General features: G+C 48.4%; 20 protein-coding genes. 13 read left to right on the plus strand and 7 right to left on the minus strand.

Translation table 11 applies throughout. The annotated features are described in order from the left end of the window. The first annotated feature begins 393 nt into the window (after positions 1–393). The 9 genes from gltX (at position 394) to AC3B6P_RS00355 (ending at position 12,199) form a co-directional block, all read left to right on the plus strand. Positions 394–1,797, plus strand: a complete 1,404-nt coding sequence (gltX, locus tag AC3B6P_RS00315; RefSeq protein ID WP_489804173.1) for a glutamate--tRNA ligase — start codon at positions 394–396, stop codon at positions 1,795–1,797. Further along, positions 1,794–2,732 carry an aspartate carbamoyltransferase catalytic subunit gene (locus tag AC3B6P_RS00320; RefSeq protein ID WP_489804174.1) on the plus strand — a complete coding sequence of 313 codons (939 nt, stop codon included), beginning with the start codon at positions 1,794–1,796 and terminating at the stop codon, positions 2,730–2,732. Before gltX ends, AC3B6P_RS00320 begins: the two co-directional genes overlap by 4 nt. Further along, positions 2,729–4,030: a dihydroorotase gene (locus AC3B6P_RS00325; protein ID WP_489804175.1), complete on the plus strand. Its 1,302-nt coding sequence runs from the start codon at positions 2,729–2,731 to the stop codon at positions 4,028–4,030. Before AC3B6P_RS00320 ends, AC3B6P_RS00325 begins: the two co-directional genes overlap by 4 nt. Positions 4,031–4,032: 2 nt before the next feature. After that, on the plus strand, positions 4,033–4,662 hold the full coding sequence (gene plsY, locus AC3B6P_RS00330) for a glycerol-3-phosphate 1-O-acyltransferase PlsY (RefSeq protein ID WP_489804176.1): 630 nt from the start codon (positions 4,033–4,035) through the stop codon (positions 4,660–4,662). A 39-nt stretch (positions 4,663–4,701) separates the two neighbouring features. After that, complete coding sequence (gene dprA, locus AC3B6P_RS00335) at positions 4,702–5,955, plus strand: DNA-processing protein DprA (RefSeq protein WP_489804177.1); 1,254 nt, start codon at positions 4,702–4,704, stop codon at positions 5,953–5,955. Positions 5,956–5,988: 33 nt separating this feature from the next. After that, positions 5,989–8,649 (plus strand): type I DNA topoisomerase, encoded by a 2,661-nt coding sequence (topA, locus tag AC3B6P_RS00340; RefSeq protein WP_489804178.1) that lies wholly within the window; start codon positions 5,989–5,991, stop codon positions 8,647–8,649. Positions 8,650–8,750: 101 nt separating this feature from the next. Then, the gene (locus AC3B6P_RS00345) at positions 8,751–10,559 is read left to right on the plus strand and encodes a S41 family peptidase (protein WP_489804179.1); all 1,809 of its coding nucleotides are present in this window, start codon (positions 8,751–8,753) and stop codon (positions 10,557–10,559) included. 15 nt (positions 10,560–10,574) lie between these two features. Beyond that, on the plus strand, positions 10,575–10,922 hold the full coding sequence (locus tag AC3B6P_RS00350; protein WP_489804180.1) for a DUF1491 family protein: 348 nt from the start codon (positions 10,575–10,577) through the stop codon (positions 10,920–10,922). Positions 10,923–11,059: 137 nt separating this feature from the next. After that, positions 11,060–12,199 (plus strand): OmpA family protein, encoded by a 1,140-nt coding sequence (locus AC3B6P_RS00355; RefSeq protein ID WP_489804181.1) that lies wholly within the window; start codon positions 11,060–11,062, stop codon positions 12,197–12,199. A gap of 78 nt (positions 12,200–12,277) precedes the next feature. Here the strand turns inward: AC3B6P_RS00355 and AC3B6P_RS00360 are convergent, their stop codons facing one another. Beyond that, complete coding sequence (locus tag AC3B6P_RS00360; RefSeq protein ID WP_489804182.1) at positions 12,278–12,901, minus strand: hypothetical protein; 624 nt, start codon at positions 12,899–12,901, stop codon at positions 12,278–12,280. Positions 12,902–13,121: 220 nt separating this feature from the next. On the opposite strand from AC3B6P_RS00360, the gene AC3B6P_RS00365 reads away from it, so the two are divergent. Both AC3B6P_RS00365 and parE read left to right on the plus strand, forming a co-directional pair. Next, entirely contained in the window at positions 13,122–13,655 is a 534-nt protein-coding gene (locus AC3B6P_RS00365) for a hypothetical protein (protein WP_489804183.1), read from the plus strand. A 37-nt stretch (positions 13,656–13,692) separates the two neighbouring features. Further along, positions 13,693–15,645: a DNA topoisomerase IV subunit B gene (parE, locus tag AC3B6P_RS00370; RefSeq protein WP_489804184.1), complete on the plus strand. Its 1,953-nt coding sequence runs from the start codon at positions 13,693–13,695 to the stop codon at positions 15,643–15,645. Between the two features lie 63 nt (positions 15,646–15,708). Here the strand turns inward: parE and AC3B6P_RS00375 are convergent, their stop codons facing one another. Then, positions 15,709–16,542 carry an aldo/keto reductase gene (locus AC3B6P_RS00375; protein ID WP_489804185.1) on the minus strand — a complete coding sequence of 278 codons (834 nt, stop codon included), beginning with the start codon at positions 16,540–16,542 and terminating at the stop codon, positions 15,709–15,711. A gap of 298 nt (positions 16,543–16,840) precedes the next feature. Here AC3B6P_RS00375 and AC3B6P_RS00380 point away from each other — a divergent pair, with 298 nt between their 5' ends. Beyond that, a complete protein-coding gene (locus AC3B6P_RS00380) occupies positions 16,841–18,748 on the plus strand; it encodes a glycosyltransferase family 2 protein (protein WP_489804186.1) in 1,908 nt (635 codons plus the stop codon). Positions 18,749–18,817: 69 nt separating this feature from the next. Here AC3B6P_RS00380 and AC3B6P_RS00385 read toward each other — a convergent pair whose 3' ends face one another. From AC3B6P_RS00385 to AC3B6P_RS00405, 5 genes are all read right to left on the minus strand, one after another. Continuing rightward, on the minus strand, positions 18,818–19,480 hold the full coding sequence (locus tag AC3B6P_RS00385) for a DUF799 domain-containing protein (RefSeq protein ID WP_489804187.1): 663 nt from the start codon (positions 19,478–19,480) through the stop codon (positions 18,818–18,820). A 76-nt stretch (positions 19,481–19,556) separates the two neighbouring features. Further along, on the minus strand, positions 19,557–19,985 hold the full coding sequence (locus AC3B6P_RS00390; protein ID WP_489804188.1) for a DUF4810 domain-containing protein: 429 nt from the start codon (positions 19,983–19,985) through the stop codon (positions 19,557–19,559). A gap of 35 nt (positions 19,986–20,020) precedes the next feature. Beyond that, a complete protein-coding gene (locus tag AC3B6P_RS00395; RefSeq protein ID WP_489804189.1) occupies positions 20,021–20,692 on the minus strand; it encodes a CsgG/HfaB family protein in 672 nt (223 codons plus the stop codon). Between the two features lie 206 nt (positions 20,693–20,898). Beyond that, positions 20,899–21,738, minus strand: a complete 840-nt coding sequence (locus AC3B6P_RS00400) for a DoxX family protein (protein ID WP_489804190.1) — start codon at positions 21,736–21,738, stop codon at positions 20,899–20,901. A 245-nt stretch (positions 21,739–21,983) separates the two neighbouring features. Next, on the minus strand, positions 21,984–23,414 hold the full coding sequence (locus tag AC3B6P_RS00405) for a mannose-1-phosphate guanylyltransferase/mannose-6-phosphate isomerase (RefSeq protein ID WP_489804191.1): 1,431 nt from the start codon (positions 23,412–23,414) through the stop codon (positions 21,984–21,986). 126 nt (positions 23,415–23,540) lie between these two features. Between AC3B6P_RS00405 and AC3B6P_RS00410 the strand changes: the two genes are divergently transcribed. Next, the gene (locus AC3B6P_RS00410) at positions 23,541–24,839 is read left to right on the plus strand and encodes an O-acetylhomoserine aminocarboxypropyltransferase/cysteine synthase family protein (RefSeq protein ID WP_489804192.1); all 1,299 of its coding nucleotides are present in this window, start codon (positions 23,541–23,543) and stop codon (positions 24,837–24,839) included. The last annotated feature ends 34 nt before the right edge of the window (positions 24,840–24,873 follow it).

Consider the following 24,873-nt stretch of genomic DNA (forward strand, 5'->3'; position numbering starts at 1 on the left):
GAGGCTGGGCAGAGCAGTAGGTCATTCTTATGGTGCCACTTTAAAGTTCTTTCATGAGAATTTGTTACCTATCAGAAAATATACATCCCCCGCGCACAACCCTCTCGGGAAGTCAGTGGTCTCTTTCTTGCGGGAAAGGCGCGTGCGTTGAAAGAAGACCCGCATATATCATAGGCCACCATTACGGGAATGACCGGCCATGAAAGCACGGTTTTTGCTTTCATGGTCTGGATAGCAGAGATATGATTTAAGGAATTTGTCAAAAATCCGTTAAATTTTTTCGTCCTGAAAAAATGTTTATCTCTCTTTATAGATCAGTGATGGCTATCATGGTCCATAGACCCATGCTCACTGGATAGACCACTTTCATGGAACCTGATATAATTTCTCTTTATGAAAATTCGTACCCGCTTCGCGCCCTCGCCGACGGGCTTGCTCCATATTGGCAATGCCAGAGCAGCCCTGTTCAACTATCTCTTTGCCCGTCATCATGGCGGCGAATTCCTCTTGCGTATTGAGGATACAGACCGTGAACGCTCCACTCAGAAAGCCGTCGATGTCATTTTCGAGGGTCTGAAATGGATGGGGCTGGATTGGGACGGCGAACCCGTCTTCCAGTCCACACGGCAAAGCCGTCATGAAGAAGTGGTTCAGGCTCTTCTTGAAAAAGGACAGGCTTATCGCTGCTATTGCACGCCTGAAGAGCTTGCCGAAATGCGTGAAAAAGCCCGTGCTGAAAAACGTCCGCCCCGTTATGACGGCACATGGCGTGACCGCGATCCAGCCGAAGCCCCTGAGGGCGCTCCCTACACCATTCGCCTCAAGGCCCCTCTGGAAGGTGAAACCATCATCCATGACCTCGTGCAGGGAGATGTTAAAGTCGCCAATGCCGAGATGGATGACCTGATCCTCCTCCGCTCAGACGGCACACCAACCTATCTCCTCGCTGTTGTGGTGGATGACCATGACATGGTGATTACCCATGTCATACGCGGGGATGACCATCTGACCAACACCTTCCGTCAGGCCATGATCTATAGAGCCATGGGATGGGACCTGCCTCAATTTGCTCATCTCCCGCTCATTCACGGCCCTGATGGTGCCAAGCTTTCCAAACGTCATGGTGCCCAGTCCGTGGTTGAATTCCGTGATGAAGGGATTCTGCCTGAAGCGCTCTGTAATTACCTCCTGCGTTTAGGCTGGGGTCATGGAGATGCGGAAATCCTTTCTCGCGAAGAACAGATCAAGCTTTTTGACCTCGATGGTGTTGGGCAATCCCCCTCCCGCATGGATTATGTCAAGCTCGCCCATATTAACGGCGTCTGGCTCCGCCGTGCTGATGATAAGCGCCTGACAGATGATGTGCTTGAACGCCTTAAAAACCGCGATGATGTCGAGGTTAATGATGATGTTGCCCAGCGTATTCTGGCCCTGATGCCCGGGCTGAAAGAGCGCGCTAAAAACATGGTCGAACTGGCCGATAATGCTGCTTTTGCAGGCTTTAAACTCCCTCTAACCTTTACACCAAAGGCAGAAAAACTCCTCACCCCTGAAGGAAAAGACATTCTGCGTGGTGTGAGTGAAAAGCTCGTCGCCCTCCCCTCCTTCACTCCTGAGGAAATTGACCAGACCCTCCGCGCCTTTGCCGAGGAAAAAGACCTCAAGCTCGGCTCTGTTGCCCAGCCCCTGCGCGCAGCCCTGACCGGCACAACAACCTCCCCCGGCATCGACCTTACACTTTCAGCACTCGGCAAGGACGAGGTGCTCGCCCGTATCAGGAGTGCCATAGGACAATGACCCTTCAACGTCACAGCACCCATCTGCTAGGCATTGAGGGGATGGGACCGCAGGAGATCATCCCTTTCCTCGACCTAGCAGAGAGCTATGCCCTACTCAGCCGTTCCCGTCAGGCTCCGCGCGATGTCCTGCGGGGGCGTACGCTGATTAATCTTTTTTTTGAAGACAGCACGCGCACCCGCACAAGTTTTGAAATTGCGGGTAAACGCCTCGGGGCAGATGTTGTGAACATGACCGTCGCCACAAGCTCAGTCAATAAGGGGGAGACTTTACTTGATACAGCCTCCACCCTGAATGCCATGCGGTGCGATCTGCTGGTCGTCCGTCATGCGCAGTCTGGGGCCCCGGCCCTTCTATCGCAGAAAGTGGAAGCCTGCGTGGTCAATGCTGGAGACGGTATGCATGAGCACCCCACCCAGGCTTTGCTGGATGCCCTGACCATCAGGCGCCATCTCGGCCGGCTCGACGGCCTTGAAATTGCCATTTGTGGTGATATTGCCCATAGCCGCGTCGCACGCTCCAACCTGCATCTGTTATTGGCAATGGGAAGCCATATCCGCCTTATCGGCCCCCCGACATTACTCCCGGCCTCTTTTGCCAGTCTACAAAATGTGACTCTGTACCATTCCATGGAAGAAGGACTTAAAGGCGCAGACGTCGTGATGTGCCTGCGGATCCAGCGTGAACGTATGGGTGCTGGATTAGTGCCGAGCGAGCGGGAATATTTTGCTCTTTTCGGGCTGGATCAGCGCCGCCTCTCACTGGCAAAACCAGGCGCTCTGGTAATGCATCCCGGCCCGATGAATCGTGGGGTAGAAGTCGCGTCCAATGTTGCAGATTCCCCCCAGAGTGTTATTTCAGAACAGGTGGAAATGGGCGTTGCTGTGCGCATGGCTGTGCTTGATCGCCTCTTGCGTATGAGGAGTGCCGCATGAAGCCCCCAACACCCACTATCATCGTTTTTAAAAATGTCCGCCTGATTGATCCTGCCTCCGGGAAGGACGAAAAAGGTGAACTCGTTCTCCAGAACGGAAAAATAACCGGTTACAAGGCAGAGGAAGCCCCTGCCAGTGCCATGGTGATTGATGGCAAAGGCGCTGTACTCTGCCCCGGCCTGGTCGATATGCGTGTCTCTCTCGGAGAACCCGGCGCCGAATATCGTGAAACCATTGAGTCAGGCGCTCAGGCTGCCGTTGCGGGTGGCATCACTAGTATGGCTGTCCTGCCAGATACAGACCCCGCGATTGACACCCCATCCCTCGTCTCGCTCATCAAACAGCGCGGACAGGAAACCGGCCTTGTAACACTTTACCCTTACGGTGCCCTGACACGTAAATGTGCTGGTCAGGAAATGACCGAGATGGGTCTCCTCAAACAGGCAGGTGCCATTGCTTTCACAGATGGCGCCCGTGCTTTGGGAGATGCTAAGCAGATGCGCAATCTGCTAGCCTATTCGCGCTTTTTAGGAGCCATGATTGTTCTCCACCCTGAAGAACCTTCTCTGGCGCGCGGAGGCTGTGCGACTGCCGGCCCTCTGGCCGTTAAACTGGGACTGCCACAAATTCCCGCCCAGGCTGAAGCAATGATGATTGCCCGTGATCTCTGCCTGGCTGAAATGACTGGAGCACACGTACATTTTGCCCATATCTCCACTGAAGCAGCGCTTGATCTTATCCGTGCTGCCAAGGGGAAAGGGCTTTCTGTTACTTGTGATACAGCACCGCCTTATTTCACCATGACAGAAGAAGCGATCGGTGATTTCCGGACTTATGCCAAACTTTCCCCTCCCCTCAGACAGGAGAAAGATCGTGCCGCTGTACAGGCAGCTCTGGCTGATGGTACAATTGATGTTGTGGCCTCTGACCACGCCCCGGCTGATCCTGACGATAAGCGCCTGCCCTTTGCACAAGCCCGCGCTGGTGGCACAGGTCTGGCAACCTTGCTCGGAATGACGCTGAAAGCTGGCTTGCCACTTATTGACACACTGCGTCTTCTCACTTCTGCTCCGGCTAAACTGCTAGGTATTGAAGCAGGCACACTTGCTATTGGCGCTCAGGCGGATCTCTGTCTTTTTGACCCGGAAGCACAATGGACCGTCAAGGCAGGTCACATGCCGGGACGCGCGCAAAACACACCTTTTGATGGTGTCACCATCAAAGGAAAAGTCCTGCGTACATTCCAGAACGGACGCGAAGTTTATTGTGACAAAGCCCTGTGCGAGGAGTCTCTGTAACCATGTCCCTCTTTTCTCTCTACCCACCCGGGCCGGTCTGGGTCTTTGTCATTTCCTACCTTATCGGAAGTGTCCCTTTTGGTTTTGTGCTGACAACATTGGCTGGGTTAGGAGATATAAGGCGGATTGGTTCGGGCAATATCGGAGCAACAAATGTCCTGAGAACGGGCAAGAAAAGCCTGGCAGTCGCCACCATGCTGATGGACGCACTGAAAGGCTTTCTGGCCATTCTTCTTTTTCAGGCACTCTGCCCTGTAAAGACCGAACTCTGCATTGCTTTGGCCGGTCTTGGAGCGATTACAGGTCACTGTTTTCCCATCTGGCTAAAATTTCGCGGAGGGAAGGGTGTTGCAACGGGCATAGGCATTTTCTGGGCGTTTTGTTGGCCTGTTGGGTTAATCTGCACTTTTGTGTGGGCTTTTACTGTCAAGCTGAGCCGCATTTCATCAGCCGGTGCTCTGGTATCATTCCTAATCGCACCCTTTCTGATCCCAGCAATGACAACACACCCCGTATCCTCCCCCATCCCGGTCGCGACTGATATAATCGCCATTCTGGTCTGGATCCGTCATTACGGAAATATCGTGCGTCTTGTTCAGGGGAAAGAACACCGTTTTGAGGCAGAGATGTAGTATAAACAGGTCTGGAGGCCTTTGAGCATGAGGCATGATATGACTGAACCGATGCAGGCTGAACGAATTGCTATGATTCGGCTGGCACGGACCCCTCATATCGGGCCGGTAAAATTTTACCGGCTTCTCACTATTTATGGAACAGCAAGCCGCGCGCTGGAGGCAATTATCAAAATGCCGCGCACAAGCGGCTCTCAAAAATTAGTACCGCCCAGTCTGTCCCAGATTGAAGATGAAATCGCTTTTTTAGAAAAAACAGGCGGAAGGCATATTCTTCGTTCGGATACGGATTATCCGCTCATGATGACCTATATGCCTGATGCCCCTCCCCTGCTTTTCTGCCGTGGACATATTGAGCGTGCTTCTATGAACAGCGTTGCCATCGTTGGAGGACGCAATGCGTCACTTGCAGGAATCCGCATCGCTGAAAGCCTGTCAGCCGAACTTGCTGCTGCTGGTATATGCGTTGTTTCAGGTCTTGCACGCGGGATTGATACGGCCGCCCATAAAGGGGCCCTCCATTCCGGGCTGACGATTGCCGTTATTGCTGGGGCCCTTGATATTGCTTACCCGCCTGAAAACGCCCGTCTACATGAAATGATCGCCGAAAAAGGCTGTCTCATTACCGAAGCCCCACCTGGAACAGAAACATTGGCGCGCCATTTCCCCCGTCGCAATCGTCTGATTGCCGGTATCAGTCAGGCCTGCCTTGTGATTGAGGCTTCAGAACGTTCTGGCACACTCATTACAGCCAGACATGCTACTGCTTATAACAAAACGATTATGGCCGTCCCCGGTTCACCCCTTGACCCCCGTTCCCGTGGCGGCAATGATCTTTTACGGCAGGGTGCGATCCTGGTTGAAACCTTACAGGATATCCTTTTTAACCTGAATGAAGACCTACCAGCACGACGCCCTGCCCCCTGGATTCATGAAGAAGAAGAGAAAGAACTTTTTGGCGCCCCTGACCCTCGCGGTTTTGAACAGACAAAATACCGGGCACGCCCACTGGCTCATCAGATCCTTGCGGAGTCTCTGGAAAAAGAGGACCTTTCTTTCCTGACAGAAAATGATTCCAGCGAGGCAGATATGCTTTCGGAGGATTCTGAAGAGAATATCCGTGAAAAATTGCTTTTATGGCTTTCACTTACACCGATAACGGTTGACGATCTGATCTCACGCTGCCAGTTCTCCGTATCGGACGTTATGACGACTCTCAGTGAACTTGAGATGGAAGGTGTGATAGAAAGCCTTCCCGGTGATCAGGTCGTTCTGATACCAGAAACTCTGTAGTACTAACCTAGACTCGATAAATGGATGATAGCAATGACGAGCATCGTAGTGGTCGAAAGCCCGGCAAAAGCAAAAACAATCAATCGGTATCTAGGTAGTGACTATACTGTAATTGCATCATTTGGCCATGTACGTGACCTCCCCCCCAAGGATGGCAGCGTTTTACCTGACGAAAATTTTGCCATGAAATGGCAGACCGATGAACGCGGCGCTAAGCAGATCGCAACCATTGCCAAAGCAGTTAAAGGCGCGCAAAAACTCATTCTTGCGACTGACCCAGACCGTGAAGGAGAAGCCATTTCATGGCATGTCAGAACCGCACTTGAAGAGAAAAACCTTCTCAAAAATATCGAAGTCCAGCGCGTTACTTTCAATGAAATTACCAAAAATGCCATTAAGGCAGCCATGGCAGCACCACGCGCGCTGGATCAACCACTGATTGATGCCTATCTTGCTAGGCGTGCCTTGGATTATCTGGTTGGTTTCACGCTTTCTCCTGTATTATGGCGCAAATTACCAGGCAGCCGGAGTGCCGGGCGCGTACAGTCAGTCGCCCTTCGGCTAATTTGTGAACGTGAAGCTGAAATCGAGGTTTTCAAACCGCGTGAATATTGGGACGTGACAGGCACCTTCCTCACCCCAGGTCAAGAACGTTTTGAAGCCCATCTCACGCATCTTAAAGGCAAAAAACTGGCGCAGTTTGACCTTGTAACGCAGGAACAGGCTTATGCCGCCCGCGATATTGTCAAAAAAAGTGAGATTACCGTCCATGCAATCGAACGCAAAAGGACAAAGCGCCACCCTTCCCCCCCTTTCACCACCTCCACCCTCCAGCAGGAAGCCTCGCGTAAATTGGGAATGAGTGCACAGACAACCATGCGCACAGCCCAGCAGCTTTATGAGGGTGTTGACCTTCATGGTGAAACTGTGGGCCTGATTACCTATATGAGGACTGATGGCGTCGTTATGGCTGCTGAAGCCATTAATGCCATACGGAACCATATTAGCAGCGCTTTCGGCAAAGATTACTGCCCTGAAAAGCCACGCGCCTATACTACAAAAGCCAAAAACGCTCAGGAAGCACACGAAGCCATCAGACCAACTGACGTTACACGCTCACCTGAGCAGGTTGCTGCTTTCCTCAATAATGACCAGAAACGCCTTTATGAGCTGATCTGGAAACGTGCCGTTGCCTCCCAGATGCAATCAGCCGAAATTGACCAGACCGCAATCACCCTGTCTGACCCAGAACAACAGACCTTATTACGTGCAACTGGCTCTGTGATTGCCTTTGATGGTTTTCTGCACCTATACCGCGAAAGTCATGATGACCCGAAAGCTGACGATGATCAGAGCCGCCTTTTGCCAGCCATGAAAGAAGGAGACCTGACAAAGGCTGAAGAAATCAAGGCTGACCAACATTTTACCCAGCCACCGCCCCGTTACTCCGAGGCTTCTCTTGTCAAGAAAATGGAAGAAATCGGCATTGGCCGCCCTTCGACCTATGCTTCCATTCTCAGCGTATTGAGAGACCGCAATTACGTACGCCTTGAGCAGAAGCGTTTTATCCCTGAGGATCGAGGCCGGCTTGTTACTGCTTTTCTGACGTCTTTCTTTGAGCGCTACGTGGATACAGGCTTTACAGCCTCTCTGGAAGAGCAGCTTGATGATATTTCAGGCGGGCGGGCAGACTGGCATGATGTTATGTCGGCTTTCTGGCGTGATTTTTCTGCCAGTATTGATCAGACCAAAGACCTCAAGATCACCGATGTAATCAATGCTCTAGATCAGGATCTGGGGCCACATTTCTTCCCCCCTCACGCAGATGGAACTGATCCACGCCTTTGCACAGCTTGCGGCACAGGACGGATCGGACTGAAACTCGGGCGGCACGGTGCCTTTCTTGGATGCTCCAACTATCCTGAATGTAAATTTACGCGCCCATTAAGCCTGGAAGATGATGGGCAAACAACCTTGAAAGACGGAATCCGTGCTCTGGGACAAGACCCAGAAACAGGCGAAGAAATTACCATACGCCGCGGCCCCTATGGTCTTTATATCCAAAGAGGCGAGGCTGACCCTGATAATAAAAAGATCAAACCCAAGCGCGCAGCCATTCCCAAAAATCTTGATGGTGAGACCATTACATTTGAACAGGCTGTAGGATTATTATCACTTCCCCGCATTCTGGGCACACACCCTGAAACAGGCGAAACCATCCAGGCCGGATTGGGTCGTTTTGGTCCCTTTGTCAAAATGGGCGCTATCTACGGCACGCTTGATAAGGATGATGACGTGCTGCATATCGGCCTGAATCGTGCCATTGATGCGCTCGCCCGCAAGCTTGCTTCCATGAAAACATTAGGCCCCCACCCTAAGGATGGTGAAAGCGTTATCGTCCGTAAGGGGCGTTTTGGCCCCTATGTGCAACATGGCTCTATCATGGCACCCTTGCCAAAAGACCGCTCGCTTGATGACATCACCCTTGATGAAGCAGTGCTTCTTCTTGAAGAAAAAGGTAAATCAACAAAAAAGACTGCACGTGAGACAACAGCGAAGAAAGCTGTGACTAAAACATCGAAAACAAACGATAGAGAGGCTGAAAAAAAACCAGCTGTAAAAAAAGCCCCAGCGAAAAAGAAAATGGCGCCTGCAAAACCATCAGAAAAAAAGAAAAAAAGTACGAAGGCATAAGATTTGTGCTTTTATTATCAAATAACCATGCCGCCACTTTCAAGTGGCGGTTTCGGATTATTTCATGATAAATAGAATAAGATATTATTTACGGGCTGAAAATGTATCTTGATTTGAAAAACCCTTCACAAAAAAAGATATGCTTGCCCAAAGGCGCTTTTTTTCATTGTATCATATGGCCTGTATCACACTTTCTGGGATCTGGACTCTCTTCCTATTTCGTTTTTTTCTTCAGATCTGTAGAAGCCTCTCTCAAGAAGGGCGTTATTTTTATATGTACGCTCAGCTTTACAGCCTATGCTGACCCCCTCCCTGATGAGTTATTTCATCAAAACCAGTCACTGATCCCCTCTCAGGTTAATCCTAACCATCCAGCAATAAACCAGCCACTCCCGGCCTCCGGGCTGAGCATGATGGGCCAAGTAATCCAGTCCGCCTTTATTTTTATGATGCCACGCCTGATGCAACCCCATCAGGCGCAAGAACTCATTTTATGGGGACTTGATGCCTTTATTGCACGTGACCCTGCCCTCTCCATCACAGAAATCACGTCTGATCCTTTGACCGAAGATCAAAAGGCCGACCTCCCTCTCCAGAAAGCGTCTCTTCACAAACTCATTGCTCTGAGAGGCAATAAATTACTGAATGAAGCAAATTACCCCTCTGAGACAGATTATCGTGGCTGGGCCGAACTGGCTGTATCCATTATCAGGAAAGAATGGGACGCTGATCTCTCACTCCAATCACTAGGAGAAGAGAATCTGCTGCCGCTGTTTTTTTCTGGAATTTTCAGTCATCTTGACCCTTACTCACGCTATCTGCCGCCCGATATTGCGAAAAAAGAACGCTCAAACCGTCAAGGAACACAGTACTCGCTCGGCCTGACATTAGAGAAAAAACCTGGCCGCCATTACCCGGTTATTGATAAAATAAACTCTAACAGCTCCATCTGGGCCAATGGTGCAGACCACGGACAAAAAATTTATGAAATCAATGGCCATGATACATCCACACTCTCCCTCGAGACGATGACATCCTGGCTCACGCAGGAAAAACCTCAAAATCTGACTATCAAATATGGCCGCTCCCCTGCAAAGGCGAAATTCATCACCATCACCCTTGAACGCCTTGCCCCCCAGACGGTCTTTCTGGAATATTTTAAAAATGGTTATCTGTCCCTGAAGATAACGGATTTCTCAACACAGACAGCCGATGAAGTCAGCCAGCTCCTCTCAGACTCACTGCCCTTAAAAGGTATTATTCTCGATTTAAGAGGTAATAAGGGAGGTGTCCTGCAACAGGCTGTCATGACAGCCGCCCTTTTTCTCGATCACGGTATTATAGCAACGACAACAGGGCGTTATCCTGCTGCCAACCATGTATGGGCCGTGCAAGGGGGAGATATTACGAATAATGCCCATCTCGTCATCCTGGTGGATGGTCTGACAGCTAGCGCTGCCGAGGTCTTCACGGCTGCGCTGGCTGACCACCACAGGGCAGTCATTATTGGAAGTGCAACCTATGGGAAAGGACTCGTGCAGGATATCGGGCAGATGCCCAATGAAGGAGAAATCTTCATTACCTGGAGTCGTAATACAGCGCCGCTTGGAGAACCTATCCAAATTCTCGGCGTTATCCCCCAGCTCTGCACGTCTTCCAGCCGTCCAACCATCAATGAGCAAATTCTTGCCCTCAAACAGGGGCACTCCTTACAAACTGATTCCATCGCGCAATCACGCTCAGTGCGTGAAAATACATCCGCTGAGACACTCCTTAAAATCAGGGCAACCTGCCCTCCCATCCACGAAAGACCCGAAACACTGAATACGGCATTCCAGGTTCTGACCTCTCCCGAACTCTATCAGACAGCCCTCATGTCAGTCCCTTCTCTGACCGATGCAACGCCATAAGAAAGCAGAAAGACCATGCCTTATGGACTAAAAGCCGGTTTCTGGGTCAGGGCCACCTTGCGACGTTTTAATCAGGAGGGGCAGGCAGCGTTGATTGTCAGAAAAGGAGATGAAGACGCCGGGGCAATTTTCATCCTGCTGACTGATATAAATGGTCACGCAGCTATTTTGCAGGAACATGGTCATTCATGGCGTCGTCACGAAATAAAATCAGGACCACCTTATGAGGTAGCCATGGCCATAAATTCCTTTTTTGAGAAACAGACACGTTTCGATCCTGATTTATGGATTATTGAAATAAACGTTAAAGATGTAGCGTCCCCCCTGGAAACTCTGCTAGAAACAAGAAAATTTTCTGACTGAAAGACAGGTTATTGCCTGTGAAATATTTTGATCCCTTGTTTAATGCCTCGAAACAGGTAAATAGATTGCCTTTCTTACCGCTTTCAGCGAAAAGACTATTGTCAGTCATAGTGGCACTTTGGTTGGAGAGAAATCACATGGTACAGCGCACCACTGTCATGGCCCTTTTGGCCCGGATATGTCTGGCCTCAGGTATGTCGGTGATGACTTTTGCGATTGCCCAGGCCCAGCCAGTCCGCGGACTTTATATATCCGGCGCAGGTGGTGCGAGCTTTAACCAGACCCAGACCACCAACCCCAGCACAAAGGTTTTCCCCAAAGGAAGAGACCAATTCAATCCTGGTATTACAGGTTTAGGCAGTATCGGGTGGGGTCTTGATAACGGCTTCCGCGTTGAACTGGAAGGAAATTACCGCCAGAATCGCTATTCAGGCTTCCATAGTCCCGGAATTTCTTCAAGAACAAGCGGCCACCAACAGCGTTATGGCTTTATGGCTAATGCCCTGTTTGACATGGATATCGGTCAAAACTGGATCTATCCTTATTTTGGTGCAGGTATCGGTTATGGCCGGCAGGACATGAATACCAGACTGCATTATAGTGCCAATGGAACTGCCCACACGCAGCGTATTAATGATGCTTCAGGTAATTTCGCCTATCAGGGCATGATAGGGGCATCCCTACCTGTACCCTGGGTTGTCGGGCTTTCAACAACGATGGAATATCGTTTTTATACAATTCTCGCCCCACATAACCATCACGCCTATAGTGTCGCGGATAATTCCGGGGGCAGCAATGGTTCTTATGGTCGGCGTAATACACGCACAGACTTTAACCATTCTCTTATGCTGGGACTGCGCTATGAATTTGACCCAGCACCACCTCCACCCCCTCTCACAGAAGCACAAACCGCTGCTCCAGCCCCTTCCCCAGCAAGAAGTTACCTTATTTTCTTTGACTGGGATTCAACGAATCTGAGCAACCGGGCACGAGCGATCGTCGCAGTTGCTGCGCGCAACTCCACCTCTGCACAGCTGACCCATATCATTGTTAATGGCTATACAGACAGCTCCGGAGAGCAGACGGCCAAGGGGAAAGCTCATAATCAGACCCTTTCCCTACGCAGGGCCGATGTCATAAAATCTGAATTAGTGCGTGATGGCGTCGCCGCCGGATTAATTTCCGTACATGGCTTGGGGGCAGAAAATCCCCTTGTACAAACTGCCATCGGCGTGAAAGAGGCTCAAAACCGACGTGTAGAAATTATCTTCCGTTAAAATAATATTCCAGACCTGTTCATTTCATACCCCCCCCCGAGGGAAAAAATCTCTCGGGGGGGGTCTTATATGCCGGTCTTATTTTTTCTTCGTTTCTACCGGTTTAGACGGAGCGGCCTTTTGGGGGGCAGGCTTTCTGCTTCTGGTAGCTCTATGCACATGATGTGAAGAGGCTTTCGAGCCTGCTTTCTCTTTTGTTACGGGAGCCTCAGCCGGTTTGACGGCAGGGACGATAGCTGTGCTACCGCCACCGACAAGTTCAATCTTCACCTTGACCGTGATATGGCTTCTTGGCTGCCCATGGGCAGGGATCAGATCAACCCCGAAACTATCTTCGCCATTATAGGCCGTCACTGGCTGGTAATCGATATAAGTGCGCCCATTATAGTTATACAGGAACGCTTTTCCATGTTCCGGTGCCTGATCTACACCAAATGAAACATAATTCCCGCCACCACCTTTGCTTACGGAAAGGGCACATTTCCCTTCATCACTGCCAACGGTCATTTCAACATTCATTTTGCCAGAAGCATCCGTTGTTAACGGGCTCAGCTTACAGAGGGCAGAAACTTTTTCATAACCAAAGGGATCTGGTGCAGTCAGTATCTGCGAGCCACCCCGATGCGGCCCCATACAACCAGATAAGAGTAACAGGGCGGCACATCCTCCCCCCAAACGTAAAACATTTCCTGACAAGGGCACGAGTCACTCCCGCTCATTTAAGGAATTTTTTCAACCAATCTCATTTTTTTAGAGTCAGGTCTCTTCAGAGACACCCTCTATGCGTTATAGAATAGGCTCTATCATGTTAATTGAGAATGATGAAAAAATCTTTTTTCTTTCTCACCTGATGTTTTAGCCGCACCTGACGTGTTATAGGTCCATGTTATGGGCAATTCTGTGGCCCATAGGGAGTTTGCAGATGATATCCAGATTTCATAAAAAAACGTCTTTCGGCCTGATAGCCCTCACCGCCGTATTCACGGCTTTCTTGCCTGCACAGGCAGCCACCACAAGCTGTCATCCTCCTCAGGATGTTCATGCGGCCTTTAATGTTGTCGGACTGAAGTCGGAACTTATGGTAACGGCTCTCTCATGCCAGGCTCAGGACCGTTATAATGCTTTCGTCTCCCATTTCAAACCCGAATTAAGCATGGCGGAAAAACGTCTTGAACGTTATTTCCAGGCAACTTACGGTAAACGGTCACGCCAGCAGCATGACGCCTATATTACGCAGCTAGCTGATGTCCAGTCTCTGGGAGGGCTGAAATCTGGCACCGTATTCTGTGACCAGCGCACACCCATGTTTGAAGAAATTGAAGCGCTTGATAATGCCAGTGACCTTGCTCATTACGCAGAGGCCAAGGACATCCTTCAGCCTGCAGCCTATGAAAGCTGCACTGCGCCCAAAGCCCATTCAAACAGAAGACGTGTTGCCCGCCGTCACAAATCATAAAGTGTGACTCTGCAATACTCCCCTTTAAAGGCATGTTGTGACTGATTCATATAACGCCAGAGATATTGAAGTCCTTGAAGGACTGGAACCTGTCCGCAAACGACCAGGCATGTATATAGGTGGCACTGATAATGTTGCCTATCATCATCTCGCGGCAGAAATCATTGATAATGCCATGGATGAAGCCGTGGCAGGACATGCCACGACAATTGACGTCTGCCTGGAAAACGCCCATTGCCTGATGGTTCATGATAATGGCAGGGGCATCCCAACAGATCCTCACCCCCGTTTCCCGGGGAAATCTGCGCTGGAAGTTATTTTTACAACACTCCATGCGGGAGGGAAATTCTCGGGGAAATCCTATGCGACTTCTGGCGGTCTGCATGGTGTTGGAAGCTCTGTTGTTAATGCTTTGTCAGAGAAACTGGAAGTAGAAGTAACGCGCAACCGTCATCTCTATCGTCAGGTTTTCTCCAAAGGGGTTGCCCAGTCCGGGTTAGAAGATGTCAAAATCGATTCGGCCAAATCCGGTACGACCGTACGTTTCTGCCCGGATCCGGAAATCTTCGGACGGGAACAATTTTCTCCTGCCCGTCTTTACCAGCTCTGTCGCAGCAAGGCAGCCCTGTTCCGCGGCGTTACGATCAAATGGTCATGCGCTCCTGATCTACTCAGGGAAAAAGACAGTGAAATACCGCTAAAAGAAACCATACAGTTCCCTAACGGGCTGGAAGACGCCCTTCAGACAGAATTAGGAGAAAAGGCCCTCCTCTTGACGCCGTTATGGTGTGGTCTGGCTGATTTGCCTCTGACGTCCAGCGGGGCCTCTGGTGGACGCGTTGAATGGGCTATTGCTTTCCTCGAAGAAGGTCCGGGAACACTGGTCTCCTACTGTAATACGATCCCCACCCCGCAAGGTGGAACGCATGAAGCCGGCCTCAGAGCCGCTCTGGTCAAAGGGTTTCGTCAATGGGGCGAAACACGTAAGATACGTCGTGCAGCAGCCATTACGGCTGAAGATGTTTTCAGCTCTATTAATGCTAAACTTTCAGTCTTTATCCGCGATCCGCAATTTCAGGGACAGACCAAAGACCGCCTGACCACTCAGGAAGCCAGCCGTTTGGTTGAAGGCGCCCTGCGTGACCGGATTGACCACTGGCTTGGAGGAAACCCTCAACAGGCTGACGCACTGGTTGGCTTTCTGGCGGAGCGCGCTGAAGAGCGGCTACGCAGACGGGAAAAACGCGAAACAACACGAAAAACGGCGACAAGAAGACTGCGCCTGCCAGGGAAACTGACAGATTGCGCCAGCACTGATGCCGATAAAACAGAGTTATTTCTTGTTGAGGGGGAATCAGCAGGAGGCTCAGCCCGTCAGGCACGCGCACGTGAGACGCAGGCTGTTCTTCCCCTACGTGGGAAAATCCTCAATGTCGCCTCAGCAACAAGAGATAAGCTTCTCGCCAATCAGGAACTTCGTGACTTAACGGAAGCATTAGGCTGCGGAACGGGCAAGGATTATAATCATGCCAATCTACGCTATGGCCGTATCATTATTATGACTGATGCAGACGTTGATGGCGCTCATATCGCCTCATTACTCATGACTTTTTTCTACCGTGAAATGCCTGATCTAATCAGGCAGGGCCATCTTTATCTAGCACAACCCCCTCTCTACCGCCTGACACATGGCAGTAAGACTGTCTATGCCATGGATGATACAGACAAGGATCGCCGCATTAAGAGAGATTTCAAAGCCGGAGCCAAAATCGACATTTCGCGCTTTAAAGGTCTGGGAGAAATGCCTGTTTCTGATCTGAAAGAAACAACCATGGACCCCAAGCAACGTACATTACTGCGTGTTATCATCCCCGCTGAAGACCGCCTTCTAACCAAGGACAGGGTAGAGAGCCTCATGGGGCGTAAACCGGAATTACGTTTCCGCTTTATTCAGGACCACGCTCGTCAGGTCGAGGTCCTCGATATTTAACTTTTACAATCTGGCATCTGGTTTCCTAAGGTACCAGATGCCAACTTCAAGCCAGAAGAACTATCAGAACTGAGGATCAGCCGGGTCTTCCCCCATACGCCCGTCAGCCCTATCCAAAGCGTCAATTTTCTGCATATCTCCCGCCTCCAATTCAAAATCAAAGAGTGAGATATTCTCTTTCATACGTTTGGCATGCACTGTTTTGGGAATAACCATGATGTCATGCTGAAGGTGCCAGCGCAAAATAATCTGTGCTGGCGTTTTCCCATATTTCACAGCAAGCTGGCCTATCGTTGAATCCTCCAGTAAAGCACCTTGACCTAATGGCCTCCACGCTTCCGTCTGGATCTGATGGCGATGATGGAATGCCCGTAACTTTTTCTGCTGAAAATAGGGGTGCAGCTCGATCTGGTTAATAACAGGCACAACCCCTGTCTCATCAATCAGGCATTGCAACTGTTCTTCCATAAAATTGGAAACACCAATGGATTTGATGCGGCCTTCATCACGTAAACGGATAAGAGCCTTCCAGCTTTCAAGATACAGCCCGTTAGCTGGCATCGGCCAGTGGATGAGATACAGATCCACGACATCACGCTGCAATAGCTTCGCACTTTTATCAAAAGCCCGTAATGTCTTGTCAAAGCCCTGATCATCATTCCAGAGTTTTGTCGTGACGAAAACATCTGGGTGACGGCTTAAGGCAGCTCCAACACCTGCTTCGTTTTTATAGAGCATAGCCGTATCAATAGCCCTGTAACCAAGACTGATGGCTGTTTCCACGACACTCTCGGTGTCAGCTTCAGGTGTTCTCCAAACACCAAGACCGATCCAGGGCATATCATGACCATCACGCAATGTCACACATGATGAAGCATCTACTGGTTTTTTAACCATAACAGTAAGTCTCCTTATATTTACTGATGAATCTCATACTGCACCCTATGGCTGGCAGCGTAAAAAACCGGACAAATCTTTTTATAACGCAAAGATCTTAAACTATTTGATGCTCTTAACAAAATAGTCTCAAACGTTTAATAATTCTGGCAAAGAACATTTTGACGTTACTCTTCTGTCTATAACACTATGCCCCCAAAAAAAGCTCCCTGCCTCTAAAACCATTCTAAAAAACACTATCCGCATGACGTGCCTGTTGGATAAAATACACTCACGTAACTGTTCCGAAGGAAATTCCATGATCAGCTTTTTTCAAATCAGAACATGGCATGATGCCCGTCTGTGTGTAAGTTTGGAAAATGGACAGTTAAAACAGCATATTCAACCAGAAGAAGAAGGATTTTCTCCCCTTATTGCCTTTCAGCTAAGTGACTTTCCCCGGCAATTATTCCTGACCATAGATCAAAGCGAAAAACCCCTGATCTGGTTAGAACATTATGGTGCCCCGCGCGGCATGATCCTGCCCGTCAATATGCAATATTGTGGGGCAGGCAATTCTTTTTGTTCGCTGGAAGACCCGCATAGTCTAGGAAAATTTTTTACAACCCGCCCTCTCCCTGAAAATGTTAAAGTTAATAATGTCGTCGGAGACTGCCATCATGTCATGGCGTGGGAACAATTTTCACTCGAACCCGTAATGGTCTCCAGAGAATTACAAGAAGAAGCCGGTTATGTTGCCGAGCTTTTCAGCTATAATATTACGGCAAAGAATATTCTCGACTTCATTAAAAACTATAATGGCACGAATATTCAACCTGTGCTTGATGCTATTCTCCCTTTTCTACACTGGGAAGAACTTAATGAAGTTGGTCAATCCGTCCTGAAAAGCAAGACCTTACTAAAAAACCTTCAGAAAAAAACTGCACCAACCATATGGCTTGACAAGATTATTCCAGCCCTGCTCGAATGGGACAGCAAACACTCTTCTCCCCGAAAAAAACCTTTATCTCCAGCACGAAAACTGACCACAACCATTGATGAAACCCTCTTGGCATGGAGCGGCAGTGATAGCACGTTTGCAGGCTTTTTCCATGCATTAACGCATATTATGAGACGGTCATTCAAACCGACACGTGGCCCCTGTCTGGTTTCAACGCAGCGCAATGAAGGGATCTACCTTCTGGAATGGATTGCCTATCACCAAATGCTGGGGATAGAGCATTTCTTTATCTATAGTAATAATAATGAAGACCTCTCTGACCTTCTTCTTGAAGCACTCTCCCAAAAAGGCATTATTACCTGGATTTCAAATGAAGTCGATTCAAAGACCAGCCCTCAATTCAAGGCTTATGGTCACGCCTTTAATGCCCTTCCCGATATTCTAGATTTTAAATGGTGTTTTGTTCTGGATGGCGATGAATTTATTACACTTAATCCCGAACCTTTTCCAAAAATCACAGATTACCTCAATGAGGTTGAACGAAAAGAGACCGATGCTATTGCCATAAACTGGCGTTTTATTGGTTCAAGCCTCAATGTACATGGGCTAGCAGACCTTGCTTTGCCACTGACTGAACGTAATTCTCAAATTGTCGGTAGCGGTGCCATTGGTGAAGGGTGGCGTCTAGTTAAATCAGCGTGCCGCCCCCAGAAAACCCTTCACTCACGGGCCCATCATCCACTGTGGTACCGGTCTGCATCCTATAATTTCCGTCTGACGAATGGTGAGGAGCATGAATATATCAACCCTCCCCCTGGTTTTCCGCGTGACCCTGCCTTTGCTGATAAGGGATATTTTAAAGAAATCTATATTTCACATTTCTATTTTAAATCCATGACTGAATGGACCTGGAAACATGCCCGTAATAGTGGTGCTGACCCCACCAAAAAAATGGATTCAAGCCGTTATAATAATCAATGGGCCAATGCTTTTGGCCTCCAGATGAGAGATCCCCAGTCTGAAAGAAATGAATGGGTCCTCCAACGCGCCGATGAAACCAGGTCAGCTCTCGCAAAACTCCGTGCTATTTCTGATATTTCGAAAGCCGAGACGGAAATCCGCAAAGCTGTTGAAAGCTTCCTCTATGATCTTCATTCCCGTCTGGACAAAAATGAACTAAAACATAAGATCAAGCCTGAATGGCATTTTATCCTTCAGGACCTTGATCTTGAAATTATCGGTCATATTCCCGTTAACGAAATATAGACCCACACTTAAAGGGGCAGATCCATATGGCGCTGCCCCTGAACCTTATAAAACTCACTTTAACTCGTTTTATTTCGTATCATAATAAGGAGAACGCGGGCCATAAAGCAGTCCATTCGGCGTTCCCGTCGCCAGAAGGCGTCCGCTTGCAACCCCTGCAAGAGGATAGGCAGAATCAGAAATTGAATTGCCTATCTGTTTAATTGCTGCCCCAACCAATTTACCGAAAATATTGGTATTACTTGCTGCACTACCGTCATTATCGTCCGCTCGGGCCTCCCCGCTCCATAAAATGCTTCCTGTTTTCAAATCCACCAACTTGGCTGAAATGCTAACAACTGTCACACTATTAATAATCGTGTAACGAGAGCCATAAGCTGTTACAGTTGAGTAGAGCGCTGCATCTGCTCCAAAGATAGAATGTAATTTCTCGGCAGAAATCTGTGCCATTTCATCAGGCACAGAAACACCATTCTGATGAAAAGTCTCAAGCTCCACATCAACTGGAACAACATAATAACCACCTTCAGCCAATGGATACGTCATTTGGGACAGGAACCCGTTTGTCGCATTAATACTCTGTGTATGGTTGATCGGCGGTAATACAAGAATTGAGCGTGGTTTAGCGTCCTTAAACGCCGTATAATCCATCTTGGCAGACGTACCACACGCTGCCAGCAATAAGGGGAGTATGCCACAAATAGCCAGGCGCGCTTTTCCCATAAAGTTCATAAATGGCCTCCTAGAAACGTAATTTTATTCTGAATTGTGTTTCGTAATGAATCGAAGAAGATTGAGTTTTCCTAAACTACGACGCAATCTTGGCCTGAGATTGTACTTGCCCGGATGTGTTTTCCGCCCCGGCAGAAGGTGCAGCAGGAACCGTTCCAGAAGCGGTTCCCATATTTTTCAGGAGAAAATCCATATAGGCAGCTGATTCAGGGAATAACGTCTTCTCCTGTTGAAACTCCGTCTGTGCCTGTGAAGTCTGGCCTAACTTTGCGTAAAGCAACCCAAGATGTGCATGAAATCCTGGAGGCAAAGCCAACCCTTTTGCGCTTGCCTTTTGTTCATCAGCTTCAAGGATCGTCAATTGCTGCTGGGAGTCCCCATTTTGCATATAGGCATATAGTTGCGGCTGATAATGATACCATGCGTAAAGAGATTTTCTACTTGACCCACAACCGGCCAGTAAAAGCAAGCTGCATCCCAGCAGCCCATACCTAAAAAATGACATAAGATCGTTACCCGTTAATAATATTTTTTGAAGATTTATTTCAACTGACCAGCATCAATAGCTGGCGTTAAATGGTTAACGGCATCCACAATTGCGAGATCAAGCACTTTGCCGTTGAGTGTGGAATCGTAGCCTGAAGTGCCACCAAAACCCAAAATCTCGCGCTCGGAAAGTTTATATTCAGCAGCACCATCACTGGTCAGCACAATCTGAGAAGTTAAAGGATTAACAATCTGAAGGCTTACTTTGGCATAAGCAATCTGGGCATGACCTGTCCCGGCAAGACCAAAAAGGGCCATATCACCTGTTTCTTTACGACCAAAGACTGTTACATCACCTGTAACCAGATATCTGGCCCCCTGAATGGTCTGGCCTTCATGTAGGAAAGCTGCTTCCTGTTTTCCTTCAGTAATATTGTCCCGATCCATTACGTTAAAACGGCCACTCTGCTGCAATCTTGATAATAACAGCGTGCGCGCTTGATTTCCCAAACGGTCAATTCCATCAGAGAAAATACCATTCATATAATTTGAACGATTAGCAAATTTCCCCGCTGCGATATCAATACGCGGCCCTTGATAAATGACCTGACTCATTTGCACTGGTTGCGCCGCTACCGTACGAGACGATTCCGTCGCACAACCACTTAGGGCACCTGCCAAAAATGCCAGAGCTCCACAATAAGAACCAACTTGCAGAAAATTCATATTTCACTCGTAATTCTAAATCAGAACAAGTGTAAGTATAATTTACAAATTATTAATTGTCTAATAGACAAATACTAAACCGCACTGAAAAACACTTTCCAATCCTGTCTTCCAGAGAAATTTATACCTTATTTATTTTTTATTATACCAATAAGACATGTCTGTTTTTATAGACATAATTGTCTTCAATATCACTCAAATATGTCTCAAACAGTCTCGTGATTAAAGGGGACAGTATTTTTAAAGACCTCAATACCCGCCTTCGGACCACAAAGCGGATATAGAAATTTGGGCATCAGCCCCCGTTCAATCAGCCATGCGTCGAGCGAAAATCTGCCAGCACCAGAAAAAAGAAGAGAAGCATAAAAAACAATAAGTAAAGCTATATATTCCCATCCTCTATCACCCCAGGCATAGCCATGAGTCCACTCTCCGCCAAAAGGGATAGTCGCTATCAGAAAATAAAGAATACCACCCGCAGCAGCCAAGCGTGTCAGAAAACCGCAACCAACGCCGAAAGCAAGGGAAAATTCTACCAAACCTGCCAGACACACAAATATATCCGGTACAGGTGTTCCTAATTGGGTAAATATATGAACAAGTTTCTCGTGAGATGCTTGGCCCGCAAAAATCTTTTCAACAGAATGACCAATTTCATTCATACCAAAATACATGCGAGCAACAGCAAGCTGCCACATGAGAGCCTCGGTAAATCCTGTTATTCCGTGCGTTCTCCAGTTTCTGATGACCATACCCGCAAATTGTGCAACCATGAGAAGAAACGCCAGAAAGCATATAACCTCAACAGGCCAGACAGCATTCATCGCTGCAATACGCCAGCTGGTTAAAAAACAGAGCATAGAAATAAGATAACCAGCTCTAATCGCCACTCTCATCACAAGTGCATTCGCCAAAAGAGCTACCAGCATCAACGCAAAGGCTGTATATCGGGACCAGTCAGGAAACAGTCCTTTTACACAGCACCAGAAAACAACAACCAGACATGAAATAAGCATTATGGAAGTGTAAATAGGCGGTATCATCATAGGCTGATGAGGATTTATTCTGAAAAATATGACAGACAGACTAGACTTTTTTTGTTCCAGATTTGCCGCCACTTTATATAAATCCCATAGCAAGAAATAAGAAATACACCCTATAAGGCGGCAACCTACCTTTATCCGCAAAACTTTCCAACCCTCAAAAATCTAACTCATTATAAATTTATAGTGAGTTAGAATATGAAAGAATTTTTAAGAAAATCAAAACCAATCTATACTTAAGTAAATCTTTATCTATCTTCCATGCTATTTGAGCGCTGATAAACATCTTCCAAACGAATAATATCATCCTCTCCCAGATATGGTCCTGATTGTACTTCAATAAGAATCAAAGGAATACGCCCCGGATTTTCAAGACGATGTATACACCCAATGGGAAGATAAATACTTTCATTTTCCCTTATAATCATCTCTTCATTATCACGTGTTACAAGCGCTGTCCCTGCAACAACCACCCAGTGTTCCGCCCGGTGGAAATGCTTTTGTAATGACAGCTTCTCACCAGGACTCACATGGATCTGCTTAACCTGAAAGCGTTCTCCCTGTAATAAAGTTTCATAAAACCCCCAGGGACGATATTTACATTGATGCCCCTCGGCTTCGTCCCGCCCTGCTTTCTTTAAACGGGCTACGATATGTTTAATATCCTGTGCATAACCGCGATGAGAGACCATAACAGCATCTTTGGTCACGACAATCACCAGATCATCAACACCAGTGACAGTAGTAACAATATCATCGGTGTAAACATATGAATTATGAACCTTGTCAAGAAAGACATCTCCTTTTACGGCATTCCCTTCCTGATCCTTTGGGGCCAATGCCCATACTGCACCCCAACTCCCCACATCCATCCAGGTAAAAGATGCTGGCACCACTGCAGCACGCTGCGTTTTTTCTGCAACAGCATAGTCAATCGAAATAGAAGGCGCATGATGAAAAGACTCTGCGTCAAGGCACATAAAGCCTAAATCCACCCTGCGAAGACTGACCGATTTTTCAACAGCTTCATAAATTTCTGGCACGAATTTCTTCAGCTCTTGGAGAAAAACATTGGCTTTTGCCAAAAACATGCCAGAATTCCAGAGATAGCGCTCATCGCTAATCAGCTTTTCTGCTTCTTCCTTGCAGGGCTTTTCCAGAAAACGGCTTATATGGAAAGTGTTCTCGGCCCCAGGCAAAGCCTGGCCGCGTTCAATATAACCATAACCCGTTTCAGCTTTATCCGGCTTTATGCCAAATGTGACTATATAACCAAGTTCAGCTGCGTTTTGCGCCTGTGTTAAAGCCTGGGAAAGCGCATCAAGGTGGTTGATATAGGCATCGGCAGGCATAAACCATAAAATTGCCTCAGGGTCAGTTGCAGCCTGCAGAAAAGCCGCCGAAGCCATAGCTGCAGCAGAATTACGGGCCTCCGGCTCGAGAATAATCGTCACCTCTTCTTCATCAATCTGTCGTGCCTGCTCAGCCATAATAAATCTATGTTCATGATTTCCAACAATCATGGGGGATGACTGAATCCCTAATGCCCGAACCCTGAGCAAAGTTTCCTGAAAAGCTGTGTTTTCCCCTAATAATGCGCAAAACTGCTTCGGATAACTCTTGCGCGAAACAGGCCATAGCCTAGTACCGACACCACCAGAGAGAATAACAGGAATCATATGATCACTCTTTCAACCCTAATCTACTCTTACCCGAGTTCAATCTGTCACCCTACATAATCTTCAGGTATAATAGAAAGCCGGAGCGCGTATCATCATATATAATATCTTCATGGAGGCCACAAAATGAAGCGTACTTATAATCCTGAAACATTAGCCTTGCACGCAGGTTGGCGCGCAGACCCGACAACCGGCTCCGTCGCTCCTCCTATTCATCAGACAACGTCCTACCAGTTTACAGACAGCGACCAGGCTGCAAGACGTTTCGCGCTTCAGGAACCAGGCCCCATTTACACTCGCCTAGGTAATCCTACGACCGATATATTGGAGCAGCGCCTTGCTGCGCTTGAGGGAGGGGCTGCAGCCGTGGCTGTTGCTTCTGGTCAGGCTGCCTCAGCCTGTTGCGTCCAAACCATTGCCGCAGCAGGCGATAATATTGTCTGTGGCACTGATATTTATGGAGGAACGTGGAATCTTTACGCCCATACTTTACGTAATATGGGCATAGATGTCCGTTTTGTTGATCCTTCTGATCCTCATGCCTTTTTAAAAGCCAGCAATGACCGCACACGCGCCTGGTATCTGGAAATGCTCCCCAATCCCAAGCTAGTTGTCCCTCCTCTGGCTGAAATCGCAACATTGGGGCGTAAGCATCATATCCCGCTCATCGTCGATAATACCGCTGCTCCCTTACTGGCTCACCCTCTGGAACATGGTGCTGCCATCGTCATTTATTCTGCTACAAAATATATTGGCGGGCACGGCACATCCATCGGAGGCGTCATCATTGATGGTGGAAATTTCGACTGGAGTGCCAAACCTGAGCGTCATCCTCTCCTCACACAGCCAGACCCCAGCTATCATGGAACGATCTGGACTGAAGCTGCAAAATCTTTCGGTCCGATTGCTTATGCTCTGCGGGTTCGTGCTGTTCTGCTGCGCGATATGGGTGCGGCACTCTCTCCCTTTAACGCCTTCCAGCTGCTTCAGGGGATTGAAACGCTTCCACTCAGAATGCCCCGCCATTGCGAAAATGCCGTCATGGTCGCACGTTATCTGGAAAAACATCCCGCTGTGACAAAAGTCATTTACCCGGCCATGCAGAAAGGAGAGGCCTTTAAAAGGGCACAACATTACCTTCCTGAAGGTTATGGCGGTCTCGTCGGGTTTGAACTCAAAAACGGTCTGGCAGGCGGCAAACGCTTTATTGATTCCCTGGAGCTTTTCTACCATGTAGCCAATATTGGTGATGCGCGGAGTCTGGCCATTCACCCCGCCTCAACAACCCATTCACAATTAACACCAGAAGAACAGCGGGCCAGCGGCGTGACACCAGGCTATGTCCGACTATCCGTTGGGCTGGAACATCCTGATGATATTATCGCCGATCTGGACCAAGCACTTGAGCAGGCACAGAAAGCCTGATTTTTTTCGTGACGATGAAGGGATGGTATCAGGA

Source organism: Aristophania sp. ESL1142, assembly GCF_058107345.1.

Coding starts and splice junctions, on each gene's coding strand:
- gltX (WP_489804173.1), top strand. CDS start 394: ATGAAAATTCGTACCCGCTTCGCGCCCTCGCCGACGGGCTTGCTCCAT.
- AC3B6P_RS00320 (WP_489804174.1), top strand. CDS start 1,794: ATGACCCTTCAACGTCACAGCACCCATCTGCTAGGCATTGAGGGGATG.
- AC3B6P_RS00325 (WP_489804175.1), top strand. CDS start 2,729: ATGAAGCCCCCAACACCCACTATCATCGTTTTTAAAAATGTCCGCCTG.
- plsY (WP_489804176.1), top strand. CDS start 4,033: ATGTCCCTCTTTTCTCTCTACCCACCCGGGCCGGTCTGGGTCTTTGTC.
- dprA (WP_489804177.1), top strand. CDS start 4,702: ATGACTGAACCGATGCAGGCTGAACGAATTGCTATGATTCGGCTGGCA.
- topA (WP_489804178.1), top strand. CDS start 5,989: ATGACGAGCATCGTAGTGGTCGAAAGCCCGGCAAAAGCAAAAACAATC.
- AC3B6P_RS00345 (WP_489804179.1), top strand. CDS start 8,751: ATGTATCTTGATTTGAAAAACCCTTCACAAAAAAAGATATGCTTGCCC.
- AC3B6P_RS00350 (WP_489804180.1), top strand. CDS start 10,575: ATGCCTTATGGACTAAAAGCCGGTTTCTGGGTCAGGGCCACCTTGCGA.
- AC3B6P_RS00355 (WP_489804181.1), top strand. CDS start 11,060: ATGGTACAGCGCACCACTGTCATGGCCCTTTTGGCCCGGATATGTCTG.
- AC3B6P_RS00365 (WP_489804183.1), top strand. CDS start 13,122: ATGATATCCAGATTTCATAAAAAAACGTCTTTCGGCCTGATAGCCCTC.
- AC3B6P_RS00375 (WP_489804185.1), bottom strand. CDS start 16,542: ATGGTTAAAAAACCAGTAGATGCTTCATCATGTGTGACATTGCGTGAT.
- AC3B6P_RS00380 (WP_489804186.1), top strand. CDS start 16,841: ATGATCAGCTTTTTTCAAATCAGAACATGGCATGATGCCCGTCTGTGT.
- AC3B6P_RS00385 (WP_489804187.1), bottom strand. CDS start 19,480: ATGAACTTTATGGGAAAAGCGCGCCTGGCTATTTGTGGCATACTCCCC.
- AC3B6P_RS00390 (WP_489804188.1), bottom strand. CDS start 19,985: ATGTCATTTTTTAGGTATGGGCTGCTGGGATGCAGCTTGCTTTTACTG.
- AC3B6P_RS00395 (WP_489804189.1), bottom strand. CDS start 20,692: ATGAATTTTCTGCAAGTTGGTTCTTATTGTGGAGCTCTGGCATTTTTG.
- AC3B6P_RS00400 (WP_489804190.1), bottom strand. CDS start 21,738: ATGATGATACCGCCTATTTACACTTCCATAATGCTTATTTCATGTCTG.
- AC3B6P_RS00405 (WP_489804191.1), bottom strand. CDS start 23,414: ATGATTCCTGTTATTCTCTCTGGTGGTGTCGGTACTAGGCTATGGCCT.
- AC3B6P_RS00410 (WP_489804192.1), top strand. CDS start 23,541: ATGAAGCGTACTTATAATCCTGAAACATTAGCCTTGCACGCAGGTTGG.